The organism is Streptomyces sp. GL_148 (genome assembly GCF_057834205.1).
In genome coordinates, this window is the sequence record NZ_CM174396.1 from 899,764 (window position 1) to 919,395 (window position 19,632).

Genomic DNA, 19,632 nt, shown 5'->3' on the forward strand with positions numbered 1-19,632 from the left:
TGCCAGGACTATGTGCCCGACTGGCCCGCTCGCCCGGCTTCCGTTCGCAGCGTGAGAGCCCGCTCGGCAGGGTCGTAGTTCGGCCCGACGCCATCGATCAGCAGCAAGTCGCCCTCGATGTGGTCGGTACGCAGACGCAGGATGGCCCGGTAGCCGGGAGAGTCGTACCAGGCACGGGCTTCGGCCAGATGGGGAAACTCGATCAGCACCATGCTGCCGGGCCACGTCCCCTCCACGACTTCGGCCGGCGGACCGTGGATGACGAAGCGGCCCGCGAAGGGGTCGAGGGTTGACTGGATGCGCTCCAGGTACTCGATGATGTCGGAGTGATTCCGGCGGCTGCGGAGATGAGCGAAGCCATAAGCGGACACCACGGGGCTCCTTCGTTCCGGGGGGCTAGCGATGACCAGAACGTAGCTGCGGGTGTTGGGCGGTGCGATTACCCCAGGGGTAATTGCCGCGGCATCGAGGACACGACACGACACGCACCAAGGCCGCCGCCTGCCCCACCGTTCTACCTCTCACGGAATGGGTGAGAACGGGAGGCACCCCACGCGACGAGGGCCTGGGGCGGCTCGGCGGAGTGCGAACGATCACGACTCCCCTCTGCTCGCCCCGACCCTGGACCGTCTGGACGACCTGGGACCACTACCCGACGACATCACCGTGCACTTGGACGCCGGCTAGGACTCAGACAAGACCCGCGCCCTCCTCGACGAACGTGGCCTCCTGCATGGCCACATCGCGCACAAGAGCGAGAAGGTGCCGATCCATGCAAGTCAGAGGTGGCACGTCGAACGCACCCACGCCTGGCAGAGCGCCTTCCACCGCCTCGCCCGCTGTTACGAGCGCCGCGCCACCGTCATCAACGCCTTCTTCGACCTCACCGACACCATCATCGCCGTGCAAGCGCCTGGTCCGCAGGGCATGGACGACCCACCGCTGGGACGAACGCCCGAACCGCCGCCCAGGACCAGACGCCGCCCCCACGGCGGATCTCCTCTCAGCGGCTCGGAATTGAAACAGCGTTAGCGAGCATCTGGTACGACTGTTTCACTAACGAGGGGAGACCGCTATGCACACCTTCGACCGAGCACTCGTCCTGGGCCCCGGGGGTCCCGTCGGCACGGCCTGGATGGCCGGGCTGGCCTACGGATTGCGCCGCGACGGCGTGGATCTGGGCGAAGCCGACCTGATCGTCGGCACGTCAGCCGGCGCGATCGTCGGAGCACTACTCGCCACCGGGCAGGACCCGGGGCAGCTCGCGACTTCGCATCGCCAGCCCGCTCACCGGCTCAACGCGGACCCCGCGCGGATGGGCGAGGTGTTCGCCGTACTTGGTGACCGCAGCCTGGAGCCCGGCGAGGCCAGGCGTCGCGTCGGCCGGCTCGCACTCGACAGCACCGACCCCCAGGCGGATGAGGCGCTGCTCGCGGGGCGCGCCGCCTTGATCGGTGCGGACGCGTGGCCGGAGCGACGCCTGATGATCACCGCCGTGGACGCGACCACCGGTGAGCCCGTGGTGTGGGACCGCGACAGCGGCGTGCCGTTGGTGTCCGCAGTGGCGGCGAGCAGCGCCTTCCCCGGGGCCGCGCCGCCCGTTGCCATCGACGGCCGGCGGTACATGGACGGTGCGCTGCGATCGGGCCCCAACGCCGATCTCGCTGCTGGAGCCCGCACGCTGGTCGTGGTCGAGCCGATGGCCCACCTGTTTCCCCGCGAGCCACTCAACCAGCAGCTGGCGGCCGTGGGGGCAGACACCGTGGTGACCATCAGCCCTGATCCGGCCTCGGTGCGCGCCTTCGGCTCGGACATGGGCGACATGGAAGCCTGGGAACCGGCCTACCGGGCGGGTCTTCGCCAGGCCGGCGACGTCGACGCCCAACTCCGTCCCACGTGGAGGACGGAAGCCGACGCGGGCTGACCGCCGATCAGGCCGGTGATGCGCGGGCGGTGGCAGCCCAGCGGATGAGTCGCCGCGTAGACCGGCCCCTCCGGCAGCACAGCGGCGAATTGACCCCAAGGTGGTTCAGCCTGCCGTGCCGCCTGATCTGCGGGTGCCTCCGGCGGTCGAGACGTCGCCGGACGGACCGGCCGGGGGCCGGGCGGGGTCCGCCGGCGAGTGTGTGACCGCGTCGGCGGACAGGGTGCGGGCCGTCTCTTCGAGGTCGGGGTGGGTGGCGGCGACGGTGCGCAGGATGCGGAGGAGGGACTGGGGTTCCAGGGGGCGGCCGTTGAGGGTGGTGAAGAGGTGACCGGTATCGGGGAGGGCGGTCGCGCGGTGGGGCAGGTACTCGTCGATGGCGCGGACGGCGTCGTGGTGGACGGGCTGGAGACGGGTCGCGTCGCTGACGGCGTTCTTCTGGGGGACGTCCCAAGTGGTGCGGTGCTGTTCCTGGTGGCGGCCGCTCAGGCGCATCGCGGCGATCTGCCCGGGCCGCAGGACGTCGTCTTCGGAGCCGCGTCCCCACGGGTAGTGGTTGAGGCAGAGGTATACGAGGGCCCGGGCGCGGTGCGGGCTTCGCGGCGGGTGCCCCAATAGCGGTCGGCGGCCTGGGCGAGCCAGCGGCACTGGTCGGGGGTCCAGAGTTCGCGGCCGGGCAGCCCGGCGGCGAAGTTCCCGCAGCGCTGGAACTGGAGTGACTTGGCGGTGCCGGCCGGTACGAGGCCCGGTCCGCCCGCGCCTGCCGGGGTTTCGAGCCAGCGGTAGAAGGACCGTACGGCCCCGCAGGCGGCGTCACGGGAGCGGGCCGCCCCGGCATAGCCGACGGCACAGTCCTGCAGGGCCGCCGGGGTCGGCCGGAGATGGACCTCGGGGTCGGCAGGCCCCCGTCGGCACCGCAGCCCACGGTGAGCCAGTGCAGGACCGCGGGCCGGTGGTGCTCGACGGCCTGGTAGCTGAAGTGGCCACTGGCCTCGGAGTTCGGCCCCGCCAGCCACTCCTCGACCAGCCCTGCGGCGGCGTCGTGATCCATCGCACCAAACTAGCGATTCGGGTCCGAGGGCCGGCGCGGCAGGTGCCGGGCACCACCACCTCCGAGCCAGAGGGCGCACTGCTTCATGCGGAGCCGATCGCCGGAGAACCATCCCTGCCATGGCTCGTCCAGCCGGTGCCAGGCAGCGGGCTGGCCGCGTTCAGGCGCCAGCTGCGTCCGTTGATCGACGACGGCCACGTAGGAAAGGCCCGCGGTGGCCGACCAGCCGGGGTGATACGAGCGCACCGTCGCGGCCGCCGGTGTCGCATGCAGCTCCGCCCGCACACCGGTTTCCTCGAACAGCTCCCGCCGCGCCGCCTCTCGCGGCGTCTCGCCGGGATCCACCTTGCCGCCCGGCGGCACCCACCCTCGCCAGCGGTGACTCACCAGCAGGACGTGGGTCAAGGCGCAGTCGAACACCCACACCTCCGTTGCGAGCGGGCCTTCCAGGGCCGCATCGGGGCGGAGCAACCACTCCACAGTGCCGTCGTAGTCGGCCAGAGCGTGACGCGCGTCGCGCATCGCAGCTTCAAGGGCGCTTGCCCCTACGGGATGTCCACTCACCTGCCGGAGAGTACGACGAGCCACTGACAATCAAGCCTTCACGAGATCACTGCGGCCCCGACTCGGTTGAGTGACCTGCCGCCGGTGGCCGGTGCGTCCCACTGACCAACCGTCCCCGACCATCGAACCGACCGAGCGGTAGTACTCAGCCGCCCAGCCTGTGCCGGACGTAATCCGGATGGGCCGCATCGACCTCGATGCGGTTCTCGTCGAGGCCGTTGACGATGCGCAGGCGGCCGTTGGCGAAGACGAACTCCACTGCCACGGTTCCTGCCGCCAGGTCACGGTCTGCTGGTCGCCATTCGAGAAGTGCGACCTCGCACAATTCCTGGCCGACAAACGGTTCGATGCGTTCGTCGCTGTGCGACCACTGGGGCGTGAGCTCGAACGACTCCCACCCGGTGATGGCCGCCGTGGTGTCGATCGTGTCCCAGCCGATGGAGAGTTCGTCGAGCTTCCAGTGGCAGACCTCCACCTGGAGACCGTCGAAGTCCAGTACCACCGGGCAGTCGGCGAACCAGTCCCCGTCTTCGGCGAACCGCACCAGTGCGCACCCCGTCAGCCGCCTACGGGCGAGTGTCGCCAGACGTGATCCGTGCGCCTGCCGAATCGCGTCGACCCCGATCAGGAAGGACGGTTCGAAACCAGAGATCCCCATGCTCACAGCATCTGATTCTCCCGGTCTTTGACCCAACTGACCAAGACATATCGACCGGGGGGTCTTCGGCGCCATTCGACAGGCCGGATGCTTGCCGTAGAACAGGTCGTGGTTCGCGCTGTTCCAGTTCTCGACGACCTGGAGGCCGTCGCCCATGTGCACCGCGGGCGGTACACGCGAACGTGCACCACGCGTCATGGCCGGTCTTGCCGGACTGCCTCACGGAGTGGCATGGCCGCCTCGGTCGAGATCCTTGAGGAACTGACGTTGGCCGTCCAGGAATGCGTCGCCGAAGAGCGAGCGGGGCGCGAAGAGCGCAGTGAGCGTGAGCTTGAGGTCCGACTGCTCGAGGGACTGCTTGAGCAGTGAATGGGTCGCGTCCGGGTAGTGCTTGGCCGTCAATGCGCCGCCTGCGTCCAGCACCTCGCGGTAGACGCGCTCCGTGTCGGCGGTGTCCACGTTGATGTCATGACCCGCGAGGGCCAGCAGCACCGGTACGCCGCGCAGGGCGCGAAGGTCGTGCGTGGCGTCCGCGGTGTAGTTCTTGGAGATGAAGCCCCAGCGATCGGCGGTCATGCCGTCCGCGTCGCCGCCCATGGCCTGGACGTACTCCTCGAAGGCCGCGTGGCGTTCCAGCAGCCGTCGGGTCGTGTCGCTCTTGGCGATCGCCGCGTCGGTACGGCCTGCTGACGCGCCGTCGGCGCGCAGCTCCGCAAGGAGGTTGTAGCGGCCCTGCCGGAGCCAGTTGATCGCGGGCGAGACGGCGATGACGAAGCTGACGGGCGTCTTGGCGGCGACCTTCGGCAGGACCCAGCCCGCCTGGCTGGCGCCCCAGAGGCCGATCCGGTCGCCGTCGATGTCCGGGCGGGCGCGGGCCCAGGCGATGGCGGCGGCCGCCTCGTCCGCCCGGTCGTCCATGGACTGGCCGAGCCAGTTCCCGGGCGCGCCCGCGACGCCGGGCTTGTCCCAGGACAGGGAGGCGTAGCCGGCCTTGGCGTTCGCTTCCCACAGGGGCTTGTACCCGTCGTCGTGGGTGGCGTCGAGGGGGCCGTCGCCGTGGACGTACACGACCAGGCCGTGGCGCTTGCGGCCGTCCTTGGGAGTGGCCAGTACTCCGTTGAGGGTGTGGCCGCCGTGGCGGATCGATACCCGCTGCTCGTCCATGGCGTAGGAGTGCTGCCACAGCACCACGCCGACGAGACCGGCGGCCACGACCATGGCCGTGACGAGTGACCACACGGCCACGCGGAGCCCGCGCCGTCGGGGTGGCTGGAGCTTTGGATGCATGGGATCTGACCGCCTCTGTTCGGGTGAGTCCACCGAAAACTATCACTACGAGCACGACCGTCGGAAGAGTGATAGTTTTGAGTTCCGGGTTGCAGTGGAGAGAAGAGGGCACGGCATGGGACTGGGACTGGACACGACGGACACCGGTACTGGACCGGTGACGGTCCGGCGGGGCCTTCCGGCCGGCGCCGAGCGGCGGGCGGCCGAGATGTACTGGGACGCCTTCGGCCGCAAACTCGGCCCCGCGCTGAACCCGCCGGAAAAGTCGGTGCCCTTCATCGCCGCCCACCTGAACGCCGATCGCGCGGTGTGCGCGCTCCTCGACGGGCGGCTCGTCGGCCTCGCCGGCTACCAGCTCGGCGGCCGTGCCCTCACCGGGGGATCGGCCGCCGCCGTGCTGCGCGCGTACGGACACATGCGAGGGCTGCCCAGGCTCCTGCTCCTCGCTCTGCTCGAACGCCACCCGGCCCCCGGACAGCTCGTCATGGACGGCATCGCCGTGGACCCGGGCCTGCGCGGGCGTGGCGTCGGGAGCCTGCTCATCGAGGAAGTGGCCACCCTTGCGGCGGAGCAGCACTGCCGGGAGATCAGACTGGATGTGATCGACACCAACCCGCGCGCCAGGGCCCTGTACGAGCGGCGCGGCTTCACGGCCGTGCGGACCGAGCGCACGCCCTACCTGCGCGGGCTGCTGGGGTTCGGCGCGGTGACCACCATGCGGCGCGCCGTCGGAACGAGAGGGGCGAAAGAACTGTGAGCACCGAAGCGGACCACGTCGAGGTCCCCACCCGCATGCTCGTCCACGCGCTGATCCGCGAGGACGGCACCGTCGGCGCGGACGAGCTCTACACCGTCGCCAACACCCTGGGCATGAGCGACCAACAGGTGCGGCTGTGCGTCAAACGCCTCGTGGCCGAGGGCCGCTTCACCCACGAGGGCCGTGGCCGCAAGGCGCAGCTGCACGCGACCGCGGACACCACGCGCGCCCTGGCTCCCAACGCGGACTTCCTCCGGCACGCGTTCCAGCAGGACGCCGGACTCGCTCCCTGGGACGGCGTCTGGCACCTGGCCGCCTTCGCAGTGCCCGAATCGGCGCGCACGGCCCGGGACGCCCTGCGTGAGACGCTCGTCCACCTCGGCGGCGCCCCGCTCCAGGGCGGACTGTACGTCTGCGCCAACGCCTGGGAACCGTACGTAGAAGAAGCGGCCCAGCGCCTCGGCGCCCATGGTGCGCTCACCCTCCTCACCACGACCGACCTGCGCAAGGGCGACACCCACGAGCCTGTCGAACTCGCCCGCAGCCTGTGGTCCCTGCAGGAGATCGCCGACCGCTACCACCGCCTCGGCCGCGTCGCCCGGCCCCGCCTCACCCGGCTCACCGGCCCTGCCGGACTCCGCGAGTCCGAACTCCTCACCATCGCGGTCGAGCTTGCCGCCGAACTCACCCGCGCGATGGAGCCCGACCCGCTGTTGCCGCCTCAGCTCCTGCCCCAGCCCTGGCCCGGCACCGAGGCCCGGGAGCTCGTCGCCCGGTGCTGGGCGGTCCTGCACGAACGAGAAGGCGGCGAAGCCCGCCCAACCCTCTTCCGCCTCTACGCCGACATCACCCGAGAAGCTGCAGACCGGGCCGCGGGCTGACACCTGGGCAAAGACTCACCTCAGGCTCAACATGGCGCATCGCTGTTGCGAGCGGTCGGTGGTGTGAAGAGTGCCTGAACGGTTTCAGTGGCGAGGTCTCGCAGCCAGGTGTGGGCGCGGTCGTCGTCGTAGCGCTGGTGCCACAGCAGGTACAGGGGGACGTCGGGCAGCGGGAGTGGCGGTGGCAGTGTGGCCAGGCCGAGTTGTTCCCGGGCGGTGCGGGTGACCGCGTCGGGGAGGGTGACGACCAGGTCGGTGTCGAGGGCGAGTTGCAGTGCGAAGGCGGCGGTGGGCCCGGCGGCGGCGACACGTCGGTCGAGGCCGCGTGTGGTCAGGGCGTCGTCGATCGGGTCGCGCAGGCTTCCGCGCCGCGACACGGTGAGGTGTTCGGCGGCTGCGTAGCGCTCGAGGCTCAGCGGGCCTTCGGTGAGCGGGTGCCCCGGTCGGACGGCGACGATGAGCCGGTCCCTGCCCACGAGGCGGTGGCGGATGTCGGGGAGCGTCGGAGTGCTGGAGCTCGATTCGAGGTCGACCTCACCACGGCGCAGCTCGGCGTCGTCCGTCCCGGGTTCGGCGGACAGGCGCAGTCGGACGCCGGGGGCCTGGCGGTGGACGGCGGTGATCAGCGTGGTGCCGCATGCGGAGGTCAGGGCGTCGTGCCAGCGCACGGTGAACACCCGGTCCAGAGCCGCCAGGTCGAGTTCCTGTTGCGCGGAAAGAAGCTGGTGGGCCTGCTGCACCAGGGCGTGGACCTCGGCGCGCATGGCCAGCGCGCGGGTGGTGGGGACCATGCTGCGACCGGTACGGACAAGGATCTGGTCACCGGTGGCCTTGCGGATACGGCCCAGGGAGCGGCTCATCGCCGGTGAGGTGACGTGGAGGCGTGCGGCCGCGCCCGCGACGCTCCCCTCCTCCAGCAGGGCATCGAGGGCCGTGAGCAGGTTCAAATCCAGTTGCATGACAGTAACTCTACAAGTGAAAAGCATGCACTTGTTGTTAATGATCGAGCGGCCTACCTTCGAAGTGCGGGGCGGGACAACAGCCCCGCTTCTATCGATCCCAGGGAGCCCACCATGAGCACAGTCATGCCTTTCGACGCCGGTACGACGCTTCTGTCCGACGTGACCGCCGCGGTGGAGGCCGCCGGCGTCACACTGCGCGACCGCTACACCTCGCACGCCCGGGGCGTGAGTCTGGACGAGGTCGTCGGCGAGATCCACGCCAACGACGACGCGGTGCTGGACGTGCTGCGGGAACCCCTGCTGCGGGCCCGGCCGGGGTCGCAGTGGGCCGAGGACGAGCTGGCCGGCGGTGCGCTCCCGCCCGGGGAGTGGTGGGTCGTCGACCCCGCCGAGGGCAACATCAACCACGTCCACGGCATGGACGACTGGGCCGTCACCGCCACCCTGGTCCGCGACAACCAGCCGGTACTCACCGTCGTCCACCTGCCGCTGACCGGCGACACCTACACCGCCGTCGCTGGCGGCGGCGCCCGCCTGGGCGGCCGGCCCCTGAGGGTGTCCGCCAAGACCGACCTGGGCGCCGCACTCATCGGCACCGGCCAGGCCAAGCCCGGCGAGGACGAGCGCACCTTCCGGCGGATCGGTGACTCGGTCACCGCGATGCTCGTCAACGGCCTGGTCGTGCGCGTGTCCGTACCCGCCACGATGCAGCTCATCCACGTCGCCGCCGGACGCATGGACGCGTTCTGGCAGTTCTCCGACGTCCGCTCCGGCCTGGTCGCCGGCGCCCTGCTGGTCTCCGAGGCCGGAGGCATCGTCACCGACCTGGCGGGCGAACCCTGGAACACGGCCAGCCGCGACTTCCTGGCCGCCGCCCCCGGCATCCACGCCGCCGCCCTCAAGGTCCTCTCGCCGATCGCCTGACCGGACGTCTCCGCCCTTCCCACCCGATACCGCAAGGAGCATCACCGCATGACCAACATCGGCATCCTGGGCGCCGGCCGCGTCGGCACCAACCTCGCCGGCAAGCTCTCCGCAGCCGGACACCACGTCACCCTCGGCAGCCGGAACCCCGAAGTCACCGCCGCCCGGACCGCCGGACTCGCCTCGCGGATCGCCTTGGCCGACCAGCGCACCACTGCCCGCACCGCGGACATCGTGATCAACGCGACGCCCGGCGACAGTTCCCTGGACCGCCTCACCGACCTGCACGCCGAGCTCTCCGGCAAGATCCTCATCGACGTCTCCAACGCAACCCGCGACACCGCTGACGGCCTGCCCGGCGACCTGCGCTATCCCGGCAGCAGCCTCGCCGAGAAGCTCCAGGCCGCCCTCCCTGACACTCGTGTGGTCAAGACCCTCAACACCATGCTGTTCATGGTCATGACCGCTCCCGAAACCCTGGGCACCCCACCGACCGCCTATCTCTCGGGCGACGACGAGAACGCGAAGAAGACCGTCACCGGCCTGCTGGGCGACCTGGGCTGGCAGCCCGAACGGATCGAGGACCTCGGCGACATCACCACAGCCCGCGCCACCGAAGCCATGATCCTGATCGTGCCCCACATCCTGCGCCGACACGGCTTCAAGCCCTTCGCCGTCTCCCTCGCCCGCTGACCCGCCAAGACCGGGATTCAGACCAAAACCAGGTAGCGGGCTCGTGCGAGGCAGCTGGGCGCTGGGAGGCGGACGTCGAGGCCGACGGGGTCGGGTAGGCAAGCCGCCGATGAGGTAGAGGCGTGCGCGTTCGTCGTGGAGCAGGAGGAAGCCCAGCAGGACGAGGCCGTCCTGGTTGTCGGTGTCGGCGCTCGGCGCGATGCCGGTGGCGGCCGCGTGGAGGCCGTCCGCGAGGTCGAGTTCCGCGGGGTGGGCGTCCAGGATGAGTCGCACGGTGTCCACCGGCACCACGGGGATGCCGGGTCCGTCCGAGGCGAGGGGGCGGTTCCCCGGGGCGTGCCGTACGAGCTGTCGTAGGGCGGCCGGCAGCTCGGTGGCAGGGATGTCGTTCCCGTCGCGGTCCAACAGGGGGACGCCGTACGCCGTCGACGCGGTCGGGGTGGCACCGTCCCCTACGACGACACGGACGAGGTCCCGATGGTGCCGCAGCGGCAGGACACCCCTCACCACGGGGCCGCCACCCAGAGGTGTGGCCGTCAGGCGGAGCAGGGCCCGGGTGGCCGCGGCCTGCCGCTGTGTCGGTCCGTCGCCCTCCCAGCGCGCCGCGGACTGAGCGGACCGCTCGTCGGGGGAGGAAGGAGAGGAGGGCGGTGGTGCGCTCACGTCCCGTTCACCGCGTTCGGGTACTTGTTGCGGGCCACCCGCTCGCAGTAGGCGGTGATCGTGCCGATCTTCCGGCTCGTGTCGGCGAGCTCGTAGGCGTTGTCGGTGGTCTTGTAGTCGTACTGGGAGATGACTGCGATCCGGGCGAGGATCGTGCCCAGTCTGTTGCCCAGGACGCCGCCGTACTCCCGGCGGACGCCCTTCTTGACGGGGTGTTCGCTGGTCACGACCTGATCGTTCAGGCGGGTAGTTCCCACACGGTCGTTTGAAGTCTGACCTGGCCACCGTTTCCTGCGCCGGGTGTGAAGTATCCGACCCGGCCGTCTTCGGTTTCGAAGCAGGCGGAGCGGCCTGCGGGGACGTCGGCGGTGCGTTGGCCGAGGTTTGCGTTCAGGAGGTCGGCGCACGTTTGGCGGCCGGGTGTCCCGGGACCGTTGAAGGCGACGATCCTGTTGCCGACGTAGCGTCCTGGATCGCAGCTGAGTTGGCAGGACAGTCCGAGGTCCCCCAGCGGTGCCCGCTGGGGCGGGACGGGATCCAGGAACCAGCCCGTCGTCGGGATCCCGGTTTTGCTTCCGTCGTCCAGCGTCAGCGTTCCGCGCCACCGGACGCGTACGGCCGAAGGCACCGTCGGGGTGGGGGGTTCGCTCGCCGGGGGCGGGGTGGGGCTCGGCGGCGGGACGGGCGCCGGGCTCGGCGAGGGGGAGGTGGAGGCCGGGGCGGACGGTGTGGGGGAAGGCGTCGGCGTCGGCGAGGGCGTGGGGCTCGGTGAAGGGGGCGGGGTCGGGGACGATGCGGAGCTCACGGGCTGCGGGCCGTCATCGGCTACCGGGCTCTCTCCCGCCGCCGGATTCCCCCGCTGGAGCAGTACCGCCCCCCAGACGATCGCGGCCACCGCGAACAAGACGGCGGCCAGACCTGCGAGCGGGAGACGGTGTCTCCAGGGGGAAACAGCCTCGCGGCCAGTGCCGGAAACAGCCTCGGGAAACGGCCACATCCCACGGTGGGGTACGAGTGCAGTGGAGTCCTCGCCGGGAAGCCGGGTCAGGAGGCGGTCGATCTCGCCCAGGATCCGCTGCCGCTGCACGGCCAGGTGGGCGCTGCGCCGTTCCAGCTGCGCCGCCCGCGCGTCCACCCCGTCCCCGGGTTCGGTGCCGGCCTGCGGGGCCTGCCCATGGTCGGCCAGCTCGGCCAGCTCGGCCAGCAGCCGGGCGGTCTCGGCCTCCCGGTCCTGAACCTCCCGCAGTGCCCGCTCCTGTTCGTAGAGCGCGGCCCGCTCACTGTTGCGCCCGCCCACCGGGCCCAGCGCCCGCTCGTACAGGGCCGTCACCAACTCACGCACAGCGGTGGTGAGCGGGGCCCGCCCGCGCCGGTCCGCCTCCTCCAGCAACGCCTCCACGTACGCACTGCGCGGCAGCCGGTCCCCGTTCTCGTACCGCGACACCGACGTGATGCTCCCGCCGTGCAGGGCGACCATCGCCCGCTGCGACAGACCGGCGTTCTCCCGCAGCAGCCGCAGCTGCTCACCCAGCGCCCGCGCCGCCGCCACGGAACCCGGCTCCCCCGCACCCTCCAAGCCGGAACCGCCCCCGCTCCCGCTGCGGCCATCGCTCTCAGACATGACTGCTCCTGCTCCCCCAAGGCACACGGAAATCTTCCCCACCGGGAAACCACCTGCTCCCAGGAGGGGACACCGAGCCTAGGCGCGAAGGTCGATCACAGAGCCGACACCGGCCAACTTCCCCGCCCCGACGAAAGGAAGACCCCATGTCCTCGATCGCCCTGGCCGTACTACTGCTCCTGATCCTGGTAACGCTGCTCCTGGCAGCCGCCATCGGCTACACCGTCCACCGCCACCCGGCCCTGAACGCGCCACTGACCGCAGCCGGAACGGCCGTGGCCCTCATCGTGACCTGCGTGTGCACCATCGCCGCACGCTGACGTGCGGCCCGCCGCTGCAGGGCAAGCGGCCCGGCCTGAGGAACATCAGTGTCAGATCGTGCGCCAAGCACCCTCCGGGCCCACTTCTGCACCAGCTCGGGGAACGGCGGTTCAGGAGATCGCACGAAGCGATGGGCGCTCACTGACCGGAGCCCGCACTGTGGCCGGCCGGGCCGGCGGTTCACGGACGACGTCCGGGAACGCCCGCAGGTCCCGCCGCGCCAGGGGTCGGTGGGTCGCGGACGGTCGGGGGAGGCGAAGCCGTGGGGGCGGATCGTACGATGACCGCATGACCAGCACGATGCAGTCGAGGCGGCGCCCTGTCAGGCGTGGCTTCGTACTGCCGGTGCTGGCGGTGCTGGCCGGTGTGCTGGCTATGCACGGCCTGGGGCCCGGACCGGCGCCCGCGAAGCCGTCGGCGGCCGTCAGGGGCCACGCCATGGCGATGGCTCACGAAGAGGCCGGCCGGCAGGTGGCTGGTGACTGCTCGCACACTGACGGCGGAATGGGCCACGCGGACCACGCGGACGGCACGTGTGCGGCGACCGGTGTCGGAGCTGCGTACGCGCCCCCCGCCCTGGCCGCAGCTCTCGATACCGGGCCCGCACCGGTGATGGTGCCTGGTAGCGCGGCGGGGACCCCAGAGAGCGGGCGTGCTCCGCCCGATCTCGCCGAGCTGCAACTCCTGCGGATATAGGACCGCCCGCATGGCACCCCCCGTCCCGGCCCGGCCCGGCCCGGCCGACGGGGATGCCCTGCTCCGGCACGTCCTATGTCCGTATCGGCGCCTGCCCTGCCAAGGGCCGGCGCGTCAAGGAGTCGCAGCATCATGAACAACAACCTCATCCGCCGGACCGCCCTCGTCGCTGTCGCGGGCGCCGCCTCCTTCGTGCTCGTCGCGTGCGGGTCGAGCGACGACACCTCCGCCGGGCACAACGGCCACAGCCCTTCGCCCTCGGCGTCCTCGTCCGCTCCTGCCTCGCAGGGTCAGCACAACGCGGCCGACGTCGCGTTCGCCGAGGGGATGATCCCCCACCACCGTCAGGCCGTGGAGATGGCCGACCTCGCGCCCACCAGGGCCGAGTCCGCCGAGGTGAAGAAGCTCGCCGACGAGATCAAGAAGGCCCAGGACCCGGAGATCAAGACGCTCTCGGGCTGGCTGACTTCCTGGGGCGAGCAGGTCCCTGCCGAGGGTGCCATGGACCACTCCATGCACGGCGCCGGCGACGGAATGATGACGCCTGAGGAGATGGACGAGCTGAAGGCGTCCTCGGGCAAGGCGTTCGACACCGCCTTCATGGAAATGATGATCAAGCACCACGAGGGCGCCGTGGCGATGGCGAAGACGGAGAAGGCGGACGGCGCCTTCCTCGACGCCAAGACCATGGCCGACGCCATCATCACCTCGCAGAGTGCTGAGATCACCAGGATGAACAGCCTGCTCGGCAAGAGCTGACCTGACGCGGCGGGAGGGGTGTGCCGAGCCTTCGTGGCCCGGCACACCCCTCCCGTTTTTGCTGAGCTCAACCACCTCGCGAAATACCCCTGGGGGGTATACGGTTGGTGTGAGTCCGCGGGAGCGGGGTCACACTGGACGGGATTGGGGATGACGGTCATGGATCACAGCGCACACCACACCAGCACCGCGCACGACCACGCCGCGCACCAGGCGCACACGGGTCATGCCGGGCACCAGATGGGCGGGGTGACGTGGGGGGCCGCGGCGAAGGCGACGCTGCACTGCCTGACGGGATGCGCCATCGGCGAGATCCTCGGCATGGTCATCGGCACCGCCCTGATGTGGGGCAACGTCCAGACGATGATCCTGGCGATCGCGCTGGCGTTCGTCTTCGGCTACTCGTTCACCCTGTTCGCGGTCCGCAAGGCCGGCCTGGACTTCAAGACGGCCGTGAAGGTCGCGCTGGCCGCCGACACCGTCTCGATCGCGGTGATGGAGCTCGTCGACAACGGAATCATTGCCCTGGTCCCCGGCGCGATGGACGCCCACCTGTCGGACACGCTGTTCTGGGCGGCGCTGCTGGGCGGCTTCGCCGTCGCCTTCGTGATCACGACCCCGGTGAACAAGTGGATGATCGGCCGCGGCAAGGGCCACGCCGTCGTCCACGCCTACCACTGACCCGGCTCGTACGGCACCCGCGCCCGGCCCCACCCTTGCGGTGCGGCCGGGCGCGTTCGCGTGGACGGGCGTTAGCTGGAGGTACCGGGGGCTTCGACGGCGGCCGTCCCGGATCCGCCGGCCCCGCGGGGAACGGAGGCACCGACGATGTCCAGCACCGTCAAGGACATGCTCGCCACCTACCCGGCCGACCTCGGCGCCATCGACCAGGCCAAGCTCACCCGCTGCATCGAGGAATGCATCGCCTGCGCCCAGGCGTGCACGGCGTGCGCGGACGCCTGCCTGTCCGAGGGCATGGTGGGCGATCTGGCGAAGTGCATTCGCACCGACATGGACTGCGCCGACATCTGCACCGCCACCGCCGCGGTCCTCTCCCGCCACACCGGCTACGACGCCAACATCACCGCCGCGATCCTGAACGCGTGCGCCATGGTCTGCAAGGCGTGCGCCGACGAATGCGGACGCCACGCGGACATGCACGAGCACTGCCGCCTCTGCGCCGAAGCCTGCCGCTCCTGCGAGCAGGCGTGCAACGAACTCCTCGGCGCCCTCGGCTGACAGGACCGGGGGCTGGTCAGCGCGGCTGGGGGATCTGCCGGCGCTGGAGGCGGCGCCCGTAACGGGTCATCCCGCGCGGCTTGAACACCGACAGCGCGGCCGCCGTGAGAAGCACGAGCAGGGCGGCGGCGGCGTCCGCGACCAGCTGGACGCGCATGCCCTCGAGCTCACCGCCCGTAAGGGCCGCGCGGGCGGCTGCGTCCGCGAGGTGTCCGACCGGCTGCATGTGAACCAGCAGCAAAACGGTCGCCCACCACGGTGATCAGGAGCTTGGCGATGACCCAGTAGTGGCGCAGCAGCCCCCACACCGTGCCGAGGCACTGCACCAGGCCGGTCAGCAGGCAGGCGACGCTGAACGGGACGATCACGTACCAGCCGACCACGTCCATGGCGAGGTAGGCGCCCCGCACCGTCTGGGGTGCGCCACTGGTCAGCCCCGCGACGGCGAGGGCGAGGAACGCCGCGACCGCGCCCAGCCAGCCGACCGACGTGGCGACGTGGAGCGTGAGGGCCAGTTTGCGCAGTCGCGGCGGGAACGGGCTCACGACCCGTGCCCCGCCATGCCGCCGCCGGCCAGGTGCACGACCACGAACACCACGATCAGCACGATGGGCGAGCACGTCACCCACGCCGAGCGGCACCTGCACGGCATGCTCCAGCACCTGATCGCCGAAGCAGCCGAAGCCGGCGACCTGCGCTCCGACGTCCCATCCGCCGAGCTCGCCCAGTACTGCCTGCACGCCCTGACCGCAGCGGCCACCCTCACCTCCCAGGCGTCGGTGACCCGGCTGGTCGCCGTCACCCTCGACGGCCTGCGTCCGGCTCCCTGAACCCGCCCGGCCCACCGCTTCGTGTGATCGACACCGGGGTCACCAGACAGCGTGAAGTCGTCCGCGCGGATCTACCGGATCTCGCTGACGACGTGGGGGTGGATGCTCACCGGCGAACCGGCGAACCGGCGTCGACCGGACACGCCCGCCGGGGCGCGAAGCCCCCCGTCTTCCCCGTAGCCGCGATCGACGGCCCGGCCCTGCCGGAGGTACTGGCGGAGCCGACGGAGGCCCCCGCCGGAACGCCGACGCTCAACGTCACCGGGCGGCCGGCTCGAAGCCGGGCCGGTCAGCGGCCCCGCCGATGCCGACGGGGCCGTTCGGGGAGGTGGTGCACAGCGCGGTCGGACACCGCGCTGCGCTCAGCCCCGACGTGATCTTCACCGTCATGGGCCGCTTCTCTGCCCACCACCATCCGTCGCGCTCGCCGACGGACTCGGCAACCGGGGGATCGCCGAACGGCTCGGCCTCGCGCAGGGCACGGTCAAGACCCGTCTCTCCCGCGGCCTGCGCTGACGGGGCTCCCGCGCGGCTACTTGAGGTAGGGGCCGGCGGTGCCCACCTTGCCGGGGGCGGCGTTGCTGCCGGCCAGGTCGAGGATGTAGACCCGGAGGTTGCCCTTTCCGGGGGCCGGGACGGACAGGGTGCCGTTGGAGACCGTCTTCACGTCGCCGGTGACGGCGTCCTTGTACGTGCCGTTGGGGACGCCCGTGTACGTGGCGGACCCGGTGACGGTCACCAGGGCGAAGCTGTCCACTCCGGTGGCCGTGTCGGTGTAGCGGCGCTTGAAGGCCATGCCTCCCGAGACTCCCTCCGTGGAGTACTGGCCCATCTGGAGGGCGGGCACGGCGCGGCGGATCTCGTTCAGCCGCTGGAGGTGTTTGACCAGCGGGGATTCGAGGGTGGTGGCGACCGGCCCGGTGGCGGTGGCGACCTTCGAGAAGCCGGAGGCGGTGACCGATCCCGCGATCTTGTCCCCGTAGTAGGCGCGGCCGGTGCCGGCGAGCGGGCAGGTCGGGCCGCAGTCGATCTGCTTGCCGGCCTGGAACTCGGTCTCGGAGCCGTAGTACAGGGTCGGGATACCGCGGAAGGTCCACATCAGGGCCATGTTCTCGGCCCAGGCCTCGGTGCCGCCCGCGTAACGGGTGGAGGATTTGCCGGGGCCGAAGTCGTGGCTGTCGACGTAGACGACGTTGTAGGTGGCGTCGTTGTAGCTGTCGTCGGAGTCCTTGCCGTTCTGGAAGGCGTTGTTGGCGTCCCCGAAGTTCATGTGCATGCGCATGTCGATGACGTTCATGCCGGAGAACTTGCTGTGGTCGGGGGCGTGGTAGAGGTTGCCGCTCAGGAAGGCGTTGGTGCTGGTCGGCTGTTTGGCCGGGTCGTTGTCGGTCGTGTACTGCTGGACGGCGGCGGTGGCGTCGTCCGCGCTGTACGTCGCGGACTCCTTCCAGGTGTAGTACTGCGCGGACTGGTTGGCCGAGCCGCGGTTCCACTTGTCGTTGACGAAGGAGCCGACCTCGCCGAAGACGTAGAAGTCCTCGGCCTTCTGGGCGCCGAACTGCTGGGCCACGCGCTGCTGGATGGCGGGCAGGAAGCGCCGGTTCCAGGTGACGCGGGGGATGTGCACGGCCGTGTCGACGCGGAACCCGTCGACGCCCATGTCGATGTACTTGTTGTACGCGCCGATGAGGTAGTTCTGGACGGTGGGGTTCTCGGTGTTGAAGTCCGCCAGGTCCTCGTGGATCCAGCAGGAACGGGCGTCCTCACCCTCCCAGTTGCCTATCCAGCACTGGTGGAACAGGGCTTTCGGGAACATGCCCGAGGTCGGGTTCGGCCACTGGCAGTTGTAGATGGTGTAGCCCTCGGCGCTCTTGTACGGGGTGGCCACGCCCCAGTTGACGCAGGTGTTCCCGGCCGGCTCGGCCGTCGACCACAAGTCGCCGTTGTAGTACGACTTTCCGCTCTTGGGGTCCACGGTGAGGCCGTCGTACTCGAAGCCGGCCTGCTTCTCGTCGTAGTACCAGGACCACTGCGCGTCGCGCACGCCGAAGACGGTGGGGGTGAACAGGCCCTTGGCTCCCCAGCGGGCGCTGTGGTTGTAGACCACGTCCTGATAGATCTTGACGCCCTTGGCGTGGGCGGCGTTGATGAGGTCCTGATAGGAGGCGCCGGCGGATTCCAGGCGCGGGTCGACCTTGTAGAAGTCGTAGCCGTGATAGCCGTGGTAGTCGTAGTCGGAGCGGTTCAGCACGACCGGGGTGATCCAGATCGCGGAGAAGCCGAGGGCTTTGACGTAGTCCAGTTTCTCGACCAGACCCTTGAAGTCCCCGCGGAACATCGGGTCGTTGTTGGCGGCGTTCCCGGACTTCACGTCCTGGCTGCCGCCCCGGTTGTTGGCACTGTCACCGTCGTTGAAGCGGGCGGTGAGCACGAAGTAGATCGGGTCCCTGCGCGGGTCGCCGCCCAGCGGCGCGGATCCGGCCGGGGCCGGGGGCCGGGTGCCCGTGGTGGCGACGGCCGCGGCGGAGGCGGCGGAGAGGTTCCCGGCGGCGTCCGCCGCCTTGACCGTGTAGGTGTAGGCGGTGCGCTCCTCCAGCCCGGATTCGGTGAGGACCGTGGAGGTGACGGAGGTGACCACGGTGCCCTTCGTGCCGCCCGAGCGGGTGACCTGGTAGCCGCTCACTCCCCGGTCGTCCGTGGCGGCGTCCCAGGTCACGACGGTGGACACGTCGGTGGCGGCGGCCCGCAGGTTCGCGGGAACGGTGGGCGCGGTCGTGTCGGGGACGACGGCGGCGCACGGGTCGGCGGCGTTCGCGGTGACCGTGGTGTCCTTCACCGTGGACAGGCCCGTGCCCAGGGCGTAGTTCCTGCCGTTGTTGTTGTCCCAAGTGCCGTTGCCGTTGTTGAAGGTGGCGGCGAGTCCGGCGGCCGAGCCGAGCGGGACCGTCTTCTTCACCCAGCCCGTGCAGGCCGGGTCCATGCCGGTGCCGGGGACGGTGGTCCAGGAGCCACCGGTCGGGGCCCAGTGCAGATTGACGGTCGGCCAGCCGACCGTGGTCGTCGCGTAGTAGACGGTGGCGCTCGCGCCGGTACCGGGGTCGGTGGTGCAGGGGTCGCTGTGGGCCACGACCCCGTCCTTGACCGTGATGACCCCGGTGCCCAGGGCGTAGTTCTTGCCCCCGTTGTTGTCCCAGGTGCCCTGGCCGTTGTTGAAGGTGGCTTGGAGGCCTGCTGCCGAGCCGAGGCTGACGGTCTTCTTCACCCAGTCGGTACAGGCGGCTTCCATCCCGGTGCCGGGGACGGCCGTCCAACTACCGCCATCGGGGGCCCAATGCAGGTTGTACGCAGCCCAGTTGCGGGTCTTGGTGTAGTAGAAGACCGTCGCCGTGCCGTCGTCGGCCGCCGTCGCGGCGGCGGCGGCGGGGGCGACGGTGGGCGTGTTGGTCATGGCGGCTGCCTCGGCGAGAGAGGCTCCGGCGGCCGGCAGCGCGGCTGCCAGGCATCCTGCGACGGCCAGGGCCAGGGCTGTGGACCGCCGTCTGGGATGTGATCGCGTACGTGATCTCAAGGTCTGCTCCTCGAAGCGGGGCCCAACAGCCCTGCAGCTCCGCGGCATTGAAAATTTGCCGCAAGGTTTTGCGGGGAGGTTATCCACCTGTCACCAGCACGTGAACCCCTTGTGAACCGGAAATCTCACCACTGGGCACGTCCAGGCAGCCCGGAGGGACCCTTTATGGGGAGAACTGCCGCAATGGCTTGCAGAAATTTTCGCCACGCGGATTCGCGCAGGCTAGAGCGGGAC

General features: G+C 70.4%; 25 protein-coding genes and 1 pseudogene. 14 read left to right on the forward strand and 12 right to left on the reverse strand.

Features of this window, described 5'->3' with window-relative positions:
* Positions 1–8: 8 nt before the first annotated feature.
* Positions 9–371: a DUF1330 domain-containing protein gene (locus tag AC3IYI_RS04030; protein WP_489408885.1), complete on the reverse strand. Its 363-nt coding sequence runs from the start codon at positions 369–371 to the stop codon at positions 9–11.
* 169 nt (positions 372–540) lie between these two features.
* Between AC3IYI_RS04030 and AC3IYI_RS04035 the strand changes: the two are divergent.
* Positions 541–1,021: pseudogene (locus AC3IYI_RS04035) on the forward strand (transposase); the annotation flags it as partial.
* 54 nt (positions 1,022–1,075) lie between these two features.
* A complete protein-coding gene (locus AC3IYI_RS04040) occupies positions 1,076–1,924 on the forward strand; it encodes a patatin-like phospholipase family protein (RefSeq protein ID WP_489408886.1) in 849 nt (282 codons plus the stop codon).
* A gap of 105 nt (positions 1,925–2,029) precedes the next feature.
* Here AC3IYI_RS04040 and AC3IYI_RS04045 read toward each other — a convergent pair whose 3' ends face one another.
* The 4 genes from AC3IYI_RS04045 to AC3IYI_RS04060 form a co-directional block, all read right to left on the reverse strand.
* The gene (locus tag AC3IYI_RS04045; protein WP_489408887.1) at positions 2,030–2,539 is read right to left on the reverse strand and encodes a hypothetical protein; all 510 of its coding nucleotides are present in this window, start codon (positions 2,537–2,539) and stop codon (positions 2,030–2,032) included.
* A gap of 445 nt (positions 2,540–2,984) precedes the next feature.
* Positions 2,985–3,497: an NUDIX domain-containing protein gene (locus AC3IYI_RS04050; RefSeq protein WP_489408888.1), complete on the reverse strand. Its 513-nt coding sequence runs from the start codon at positions 3,495–3,497 to the stop codon at positions 2,985–2,987.
* A 187-nt stretch (positions 3,498–3,684) separates the two neighbouring features.
* Positions 3,685–4,353: a hypothetical protein gene (locus AC3IYI_RS04055; protein WP_489408889.1), complete on the reverse strand. Its 669-nt coding sequence runs from the start codon at positions 4,351–4,353 to the stop codon at positions 3,685–3,687.
* Positions 4,354–4,416: 63 nt separating this feature from the next.
* Entirely contained in the window at positions 4,417–5,484 is a 1,068-nt protein-coding gene (locus tag AC3IYI_RS04060) for an alpha/beta hydrolase family protein (protein ID WP_489408890.1), read from the reverse strand.
* 115 nt (positions 5,485–5,599) lie between these two features.
* Between AC3IYI_RS04060 and AC3IYI_RS04065 the strand changes: the two genes are divergently transcribed.
* Positions 5,600–6,241, forward strand: coding sequence for a GNAT family N-acetyltransferase (locus AC3IYI_RS04065; RefSeq protein ID WP_489408891.1), 642 nt, complete (start codon positions 5,600–5,602; stop codon positions 6,239–6,241).
* Positions 6,242–6,276: 35 nt separating this feature from the next.
* On the forward strand, positions 6,277–7,122 hold the full coding sequence (locus AC3IYI_RS04070) for a PaaX family transcriptional regulator C-terminal domain-containing protein (RefSeq protein WP_489411876.1): 846 nt from the start codon (positions 6,277–6,279) through the stop codon (positions 7,120–7,122).
* A gap of 26 nt (positions 7,123–7,148) precedes the next feature.
* Here AC3IYI_RS04070 and AC3IYI_RS04075 read toward each other — a convergent pair whose 3' ends face one another.
* On the reverse strand, positions 7,149–8,081 hold the full coding sequence (locus AC3IYI_RS04075) for a LysR family transcriptional regulator (protein WP_489408892.1): 933 nt from the start codon (positions 8,079–8,081) through the stop codon (positions 7,149–7,151).
* A gap of 114 nt (positions 8,082–8,195) precedes the next feature.
* On the opposite strand from AC3IYI_RS04075, the gene AC3IYI_RS04080 reads away from it, so the two are divergent.
* From AC3IYI_RS04080 to AC3IYI_RS04090, 3 genes are all read left to right on the forward strand, one after another.
* Positions 8,196–9,008: an inositol monophosphatase family protein gene (locus tag AC3IYI_RS04080; RefSeq protein ID WP_489408893.1), complete on the forward strand. Its 813-nt coding sequence runs from the start codon at positions 8,196–8,198 to the stop codon at positions 9,006–9,008.
* Between the two features lie 48 nt (positions 9,009–9,056).
* On the forward strand, positions 9,057–9,701 hold the full coding sequence (locus AC3IYI_RS04085) for an NADPH-dependent F420 reductase (RefSeq protein ID WP_489408894.1): 645 nt from the start codon (positions 9,057–9,059) through the stop codon (positions 9,699–9,701).
* 135 nt (positions 9,702–9,836) lie between these two features.
* Positions 9,837–10,058, forward strand: coding sequence for a hypothetical protein (locus AC3IYI_RS04090; protein ID WP_489408895.1), 222 nt, complete (start codon positions 9,837–9,839; stop codon positions 10,056–10,058).
* Between the two features lie 302 nt (positions 10,059–10,360).
* On the opposite strand, the gene AC3IYI_RS04095 is transcribed toward AC3IYI_RS04090, so the two are convergent.
* The gene (locus AC3IYI_RS04095; RefSeq protein WP_489408896.1) at positions 10,361–10,591 is read right to left on the reverse strand and encodes a hypothetical protein; all 231 of its coding nucleotides are present in this window, start codon (positions 10,589–10,591) and stop codon (positions 10,361–10,363) included.
* 11 nt (positions 10,592–10,602) lie between these two features.
* On the reverse strand, positions 10,603–11,985 hold the full coding sequence (locus tag AC3IYI_RS04100) for a helix-turn-helix domain-containing protein (protein ID WP_489408897.1): 1,383 nt from the start codon (positions 11,983–11,985) through the stop codon (positions 10,603–10,605).
* 146 nt (positions 11,986–12,131) lie between these two features.
* Between AC3IYI_RS04100 and AC3IYI_RS04105 the strand changes: the two genes are divergently transcribed.
* From AC3IYI_RS04105 to AC3IYI_RS04125, 5 genes are all read left to right on the forward strand, one after another.
* A complete protein-coding gene (locus AC3IYI_RS04105) occupies positions 12,132–12,305 on the forward strand; it encodes a hypothetical protein (RefSeq protein WP_489408898.1) in 174 nt (57 codons plus the stop codon).
* A gap of 376 nt (positions 12,306–12,681) precedes the next feature.
* Positions 12,682–13,002 (forward strand): DUF6153 family protein, encoded by a 321-nt coding sequence (locus AC3IYI_RS04110; protein ID WP_489411877.1) that lies wholly within the window; start codon positions 12,682–12,684, stop codon positions 13,000–13,002.
* A 132-nt stretch (positions 13,003–13,134) separates the two neighbouring features.
* Entirely contained in the window at positions 13,135–13,761 is a 627-nt protein-coding gene (locus tag AC3IYI_RS04115; RefSeq protein WP_489408899.1) for a DUF305 domain-containing protein, read from the forward strand.
* A 159-nt stretch (positions 13,762–13,920) separates the two neighbouring features.
* Positions 13,921–14,442, forward strand: coding sequence for a DUF4396 domain-containing protein (locus AC3IYI_RS04120; protein ID WP_489408900.1), 522 nt, complete (start codon positions 13,921–13,923; stop codon positions 14,440–14,442).
* A gap of 147 nt (positions 14,443–14,589) precedes the next feature.
* A complete protein-coding gene (locus tag AC3IYI_RS04125; RefSeq protein ID WP_489408662.1) occupies positions 14,590–15,000 on the forward strand; it encodes a four-helix bundle copper-binding protein in 411 nt (136 codons plus the stop codon).
* Positions 15,001–15,016: 16 nt separating this feature from the next.
* Here the strand turns inward: AC3IYI_RS04125 and AC3IYI_RS04130 are convergent, their stop codons facing one another.
* On the reverse strand, positions 15,017–15,157 hold the full coding sequence (locus AC3IYI_RS04130) for a hypothetical protein (protein WP_489408901.1): 141 nt from the start codon (positions 15,155–15,157) through the stop codon (positions 15,017–15,019).
* 10 nt (positions 15,158–15,167) lie between these two features.
* Complete coding sequence (locus AC3IYI_RS04135; protein ID WP_489408902.1) at positions 15,168–15,545, reverse strand: hypothetical protein; 378 nt, start codon at positions 15,543–15,545, stop codon at positions 15,168–15,170.
* Between the two features lie 63 nt (positions 15,546–15,608).
* Here AC3IYI_RS04135 and AC3IYI_RS04140 point away from each other — a divergent pair, with 63 nt between their 5' ends.
* Complete coding sequence (locus AC3IYI_RS04140; RefSeq protein ID WP_489408903.1) at positions 15,609–15,830, forward strand: SbtR family transcriptional regulator; 222 nt, start codon at positions 15,609–15,611, stop codon at positions 15,828–15,830.
* A gap of 258 nt (positions 15,831–16,088) precedes the next feature.
* Here AC3IYI_RS04140 and AC3IYI_RS04145 read toward each other — a convergent pair whose 3' ends face one another.
* Positions 16,089–16,220 carry a hypothetical protein gene (locus AC3IYI_RS04145; RefSeq protein WP_489408904.1) on the reverse strand — a complete coding sequence of 44 codons (132 nt, stop codon included), beginning with the start codon at positions 16,218–16,220 and terminating at the stop codon, positions 16,089–16,091.
* A gap of 60 nt (positions 16,221–16,280) precedes the next feature.
* On the opposite strand from AC3IYI_RS04145, the gene AC3IYI_RS04150 reads away from it, so the two are divergent.
* Positions 16,281–16,346: a hypothetical protein gene (locus AC3IYI_RS04150; protein WP_489411878.1), complete on the forward strand. Its 66-nt coding sequence runs from the start codon at positions 16,281–16,283 to the stop codon at positions 16,344–16,346.
* Between the two features lie 16 nt (positions 16,347–16,362).
* Here the strand turns inward: AC3IYI_RS04150 and AC3IYI_RS04155 are convergent, their stop codons facing one another.
* Positions 16,363–19,278 carry a carbohydrate binding domain-containing protein gene (locus tag AC3IYI_RS04155; protein WP_489408905.1) on the reverse strand — a complete coding sequence of 972 codons (2,916 nt, stop codon included), beginning with the start codon at positions 19,276–19,278 and terminating at the stop codon, positions 16,363–16,365.
* Positions 19,279–19,632: the final 354 nt, after the last annotated feature.

What these genes read in the sequence shown, in the direction of transcription:
- AC3IYI_RS04040 (WP_489408886.1), top strand. Translation starts at nt 1,076, where the DNA reads ATGCACACCTTCGACCGAGCACTCGTCCTGGGCCCCGGGGGTCCCGTC.
- AC3IYI_RS04050 (WP_489408888.1), bottom strand. Translation starts at nt 3,497, where the DNA reads ATGCGCGACGCGCGTCACGCTCTGGCCGACTACGACGGCACTGTGGAG.
- AC3IYI_RS04055 (WP_489408889.1), bottom strand. Translation starts at nt 4,353, where the DNA reads ATGGGCGACGGCCTCCAGGTCGTCGAGAACTGGAACAGCGCGAACCAC.
- AC3IYI_RS04060 (WP_489408890.1), bottom strand. Translation starts at nt 5,484, where the DNA reads ATGCATCCAAAGCTCCAGCCACCCCGACGGCGCGGGCTCCGCGTGGCC.
- AC3IYI_RS04065 (WP_489408891.1), top strand. Translation starts at nt 5,600, where the DNA reads ATGGGACTGGGACTGGACACGACGGACACCGGTACTGGACCGGTGACG.
- AC3IYI_RS04070 (WP_489411876.1), top strand. Translation starts at nt 6,277, where the DNA reads ATGCTCGTCCACGCGCTGATCCGCGAGGACGGCACCGTCGGCGCGGAC.
- AC3IYI_RS04075 (WP_489408892.1), bottom strand. Translation starts at nt 8,081, where the DNA reads ATGCAACTGGATTTGAACCTGCTCACGGCCCTCGATGCCCTGCTGGAG.
- AC3IYI_RS04080 (WP_489408893.1), top strand. Translation starts at nt 8,196, where the DNA reads ATGAGCACAGTCATGCCTTTCGACGCCGGTACGACGCTTCTGTCCGAC.
- AC3IYI_RS04085 (WP_489408894.1), top strand. Translation starts at nt 9,057, where the DNA reads ATGACCAACATCGGCATCCTGGGCGCCGGCCGCGTCGGCACCAACCTC.
- AC3IYI_RS04100 (WP_489408897.1), bottom strand. Translation starts at nt 11,985, where the DNA reads ATGTCTGAGAGCGATGGCCGCAGCGGGAGCGGGGGCGGTTCCGGCTTG.
- AC3IYI_RS04105 (WP_489408898.1), top strand. Translation starts at nt 12,132, where the DNA reads ATGTCCTCGATCGCCCTGGCCGTACTACTGCTCCTGATCCTGGTAACG.
- AC3IYI_RS04110 (WP_489411877.1), top strand. Translation starts at nt 12,682, where the DNA reads ATGCACGGCCTGGGGCCCGGACCGGCGCCCGCGAAGCCGTCGGCGGCC.
- AC3IYI_RS04115 (WP_489408899.1), top strand. Translation starts at nt 13,135, where the DNA reads ATGAACAACAACCTCATCCGCCGGACCGCCCTCGTCGCTGTCGCGGGC.
- AC3IYI_RS04120 (WP_489408900.1), top strand. Translation starts at nt 13,921, where the DNA reads ATGGATCACAGCGCACACCACACCAGCACCGCGCACGACCACGCCGCG.
- AC3IYI_RS04125 (WP_489408662.1), top strand. Translation starts at nt 14,590, where the DNA reads ATGTCCAGCACCGTCAAGGACATGCTCGCCACCTACCCGGCCGACCTC.
- AC3IYI_RS04130 (WP_489408901.1), bottom strand. Translation starts at nt 15,157, where the DNA reads ATGCGCGTCCAGCTGGTCGCGGACGCCGCCGCCGCCCTGCTCGTGCTT.
- AC3IYI_RS04140 (WP_489408903.1), top strand. Translation starts at nt 15,609, where the DNA reads ATGGGCGAGCACGTCACCCACGCCGAGCGGCACCTGCACGGCATGCTC.
- AC3IYI_RS04145 (WP_489408904.1), bottom strand. Translation starts at nt 16,220, where the DNA reads ATGACGGTGAAGATCACGTCGGGGCTGAGCGCAGCGCGGTGTCCGACC.
- AC3IYI_RS04155 (WP_489408905.1), bottom strand. Translation starts at nt 19,278, where the DNA reads ATGACCAACACGCCCACCGTCGCCCCCGCCGCCGCCGCCGCGACGGCG.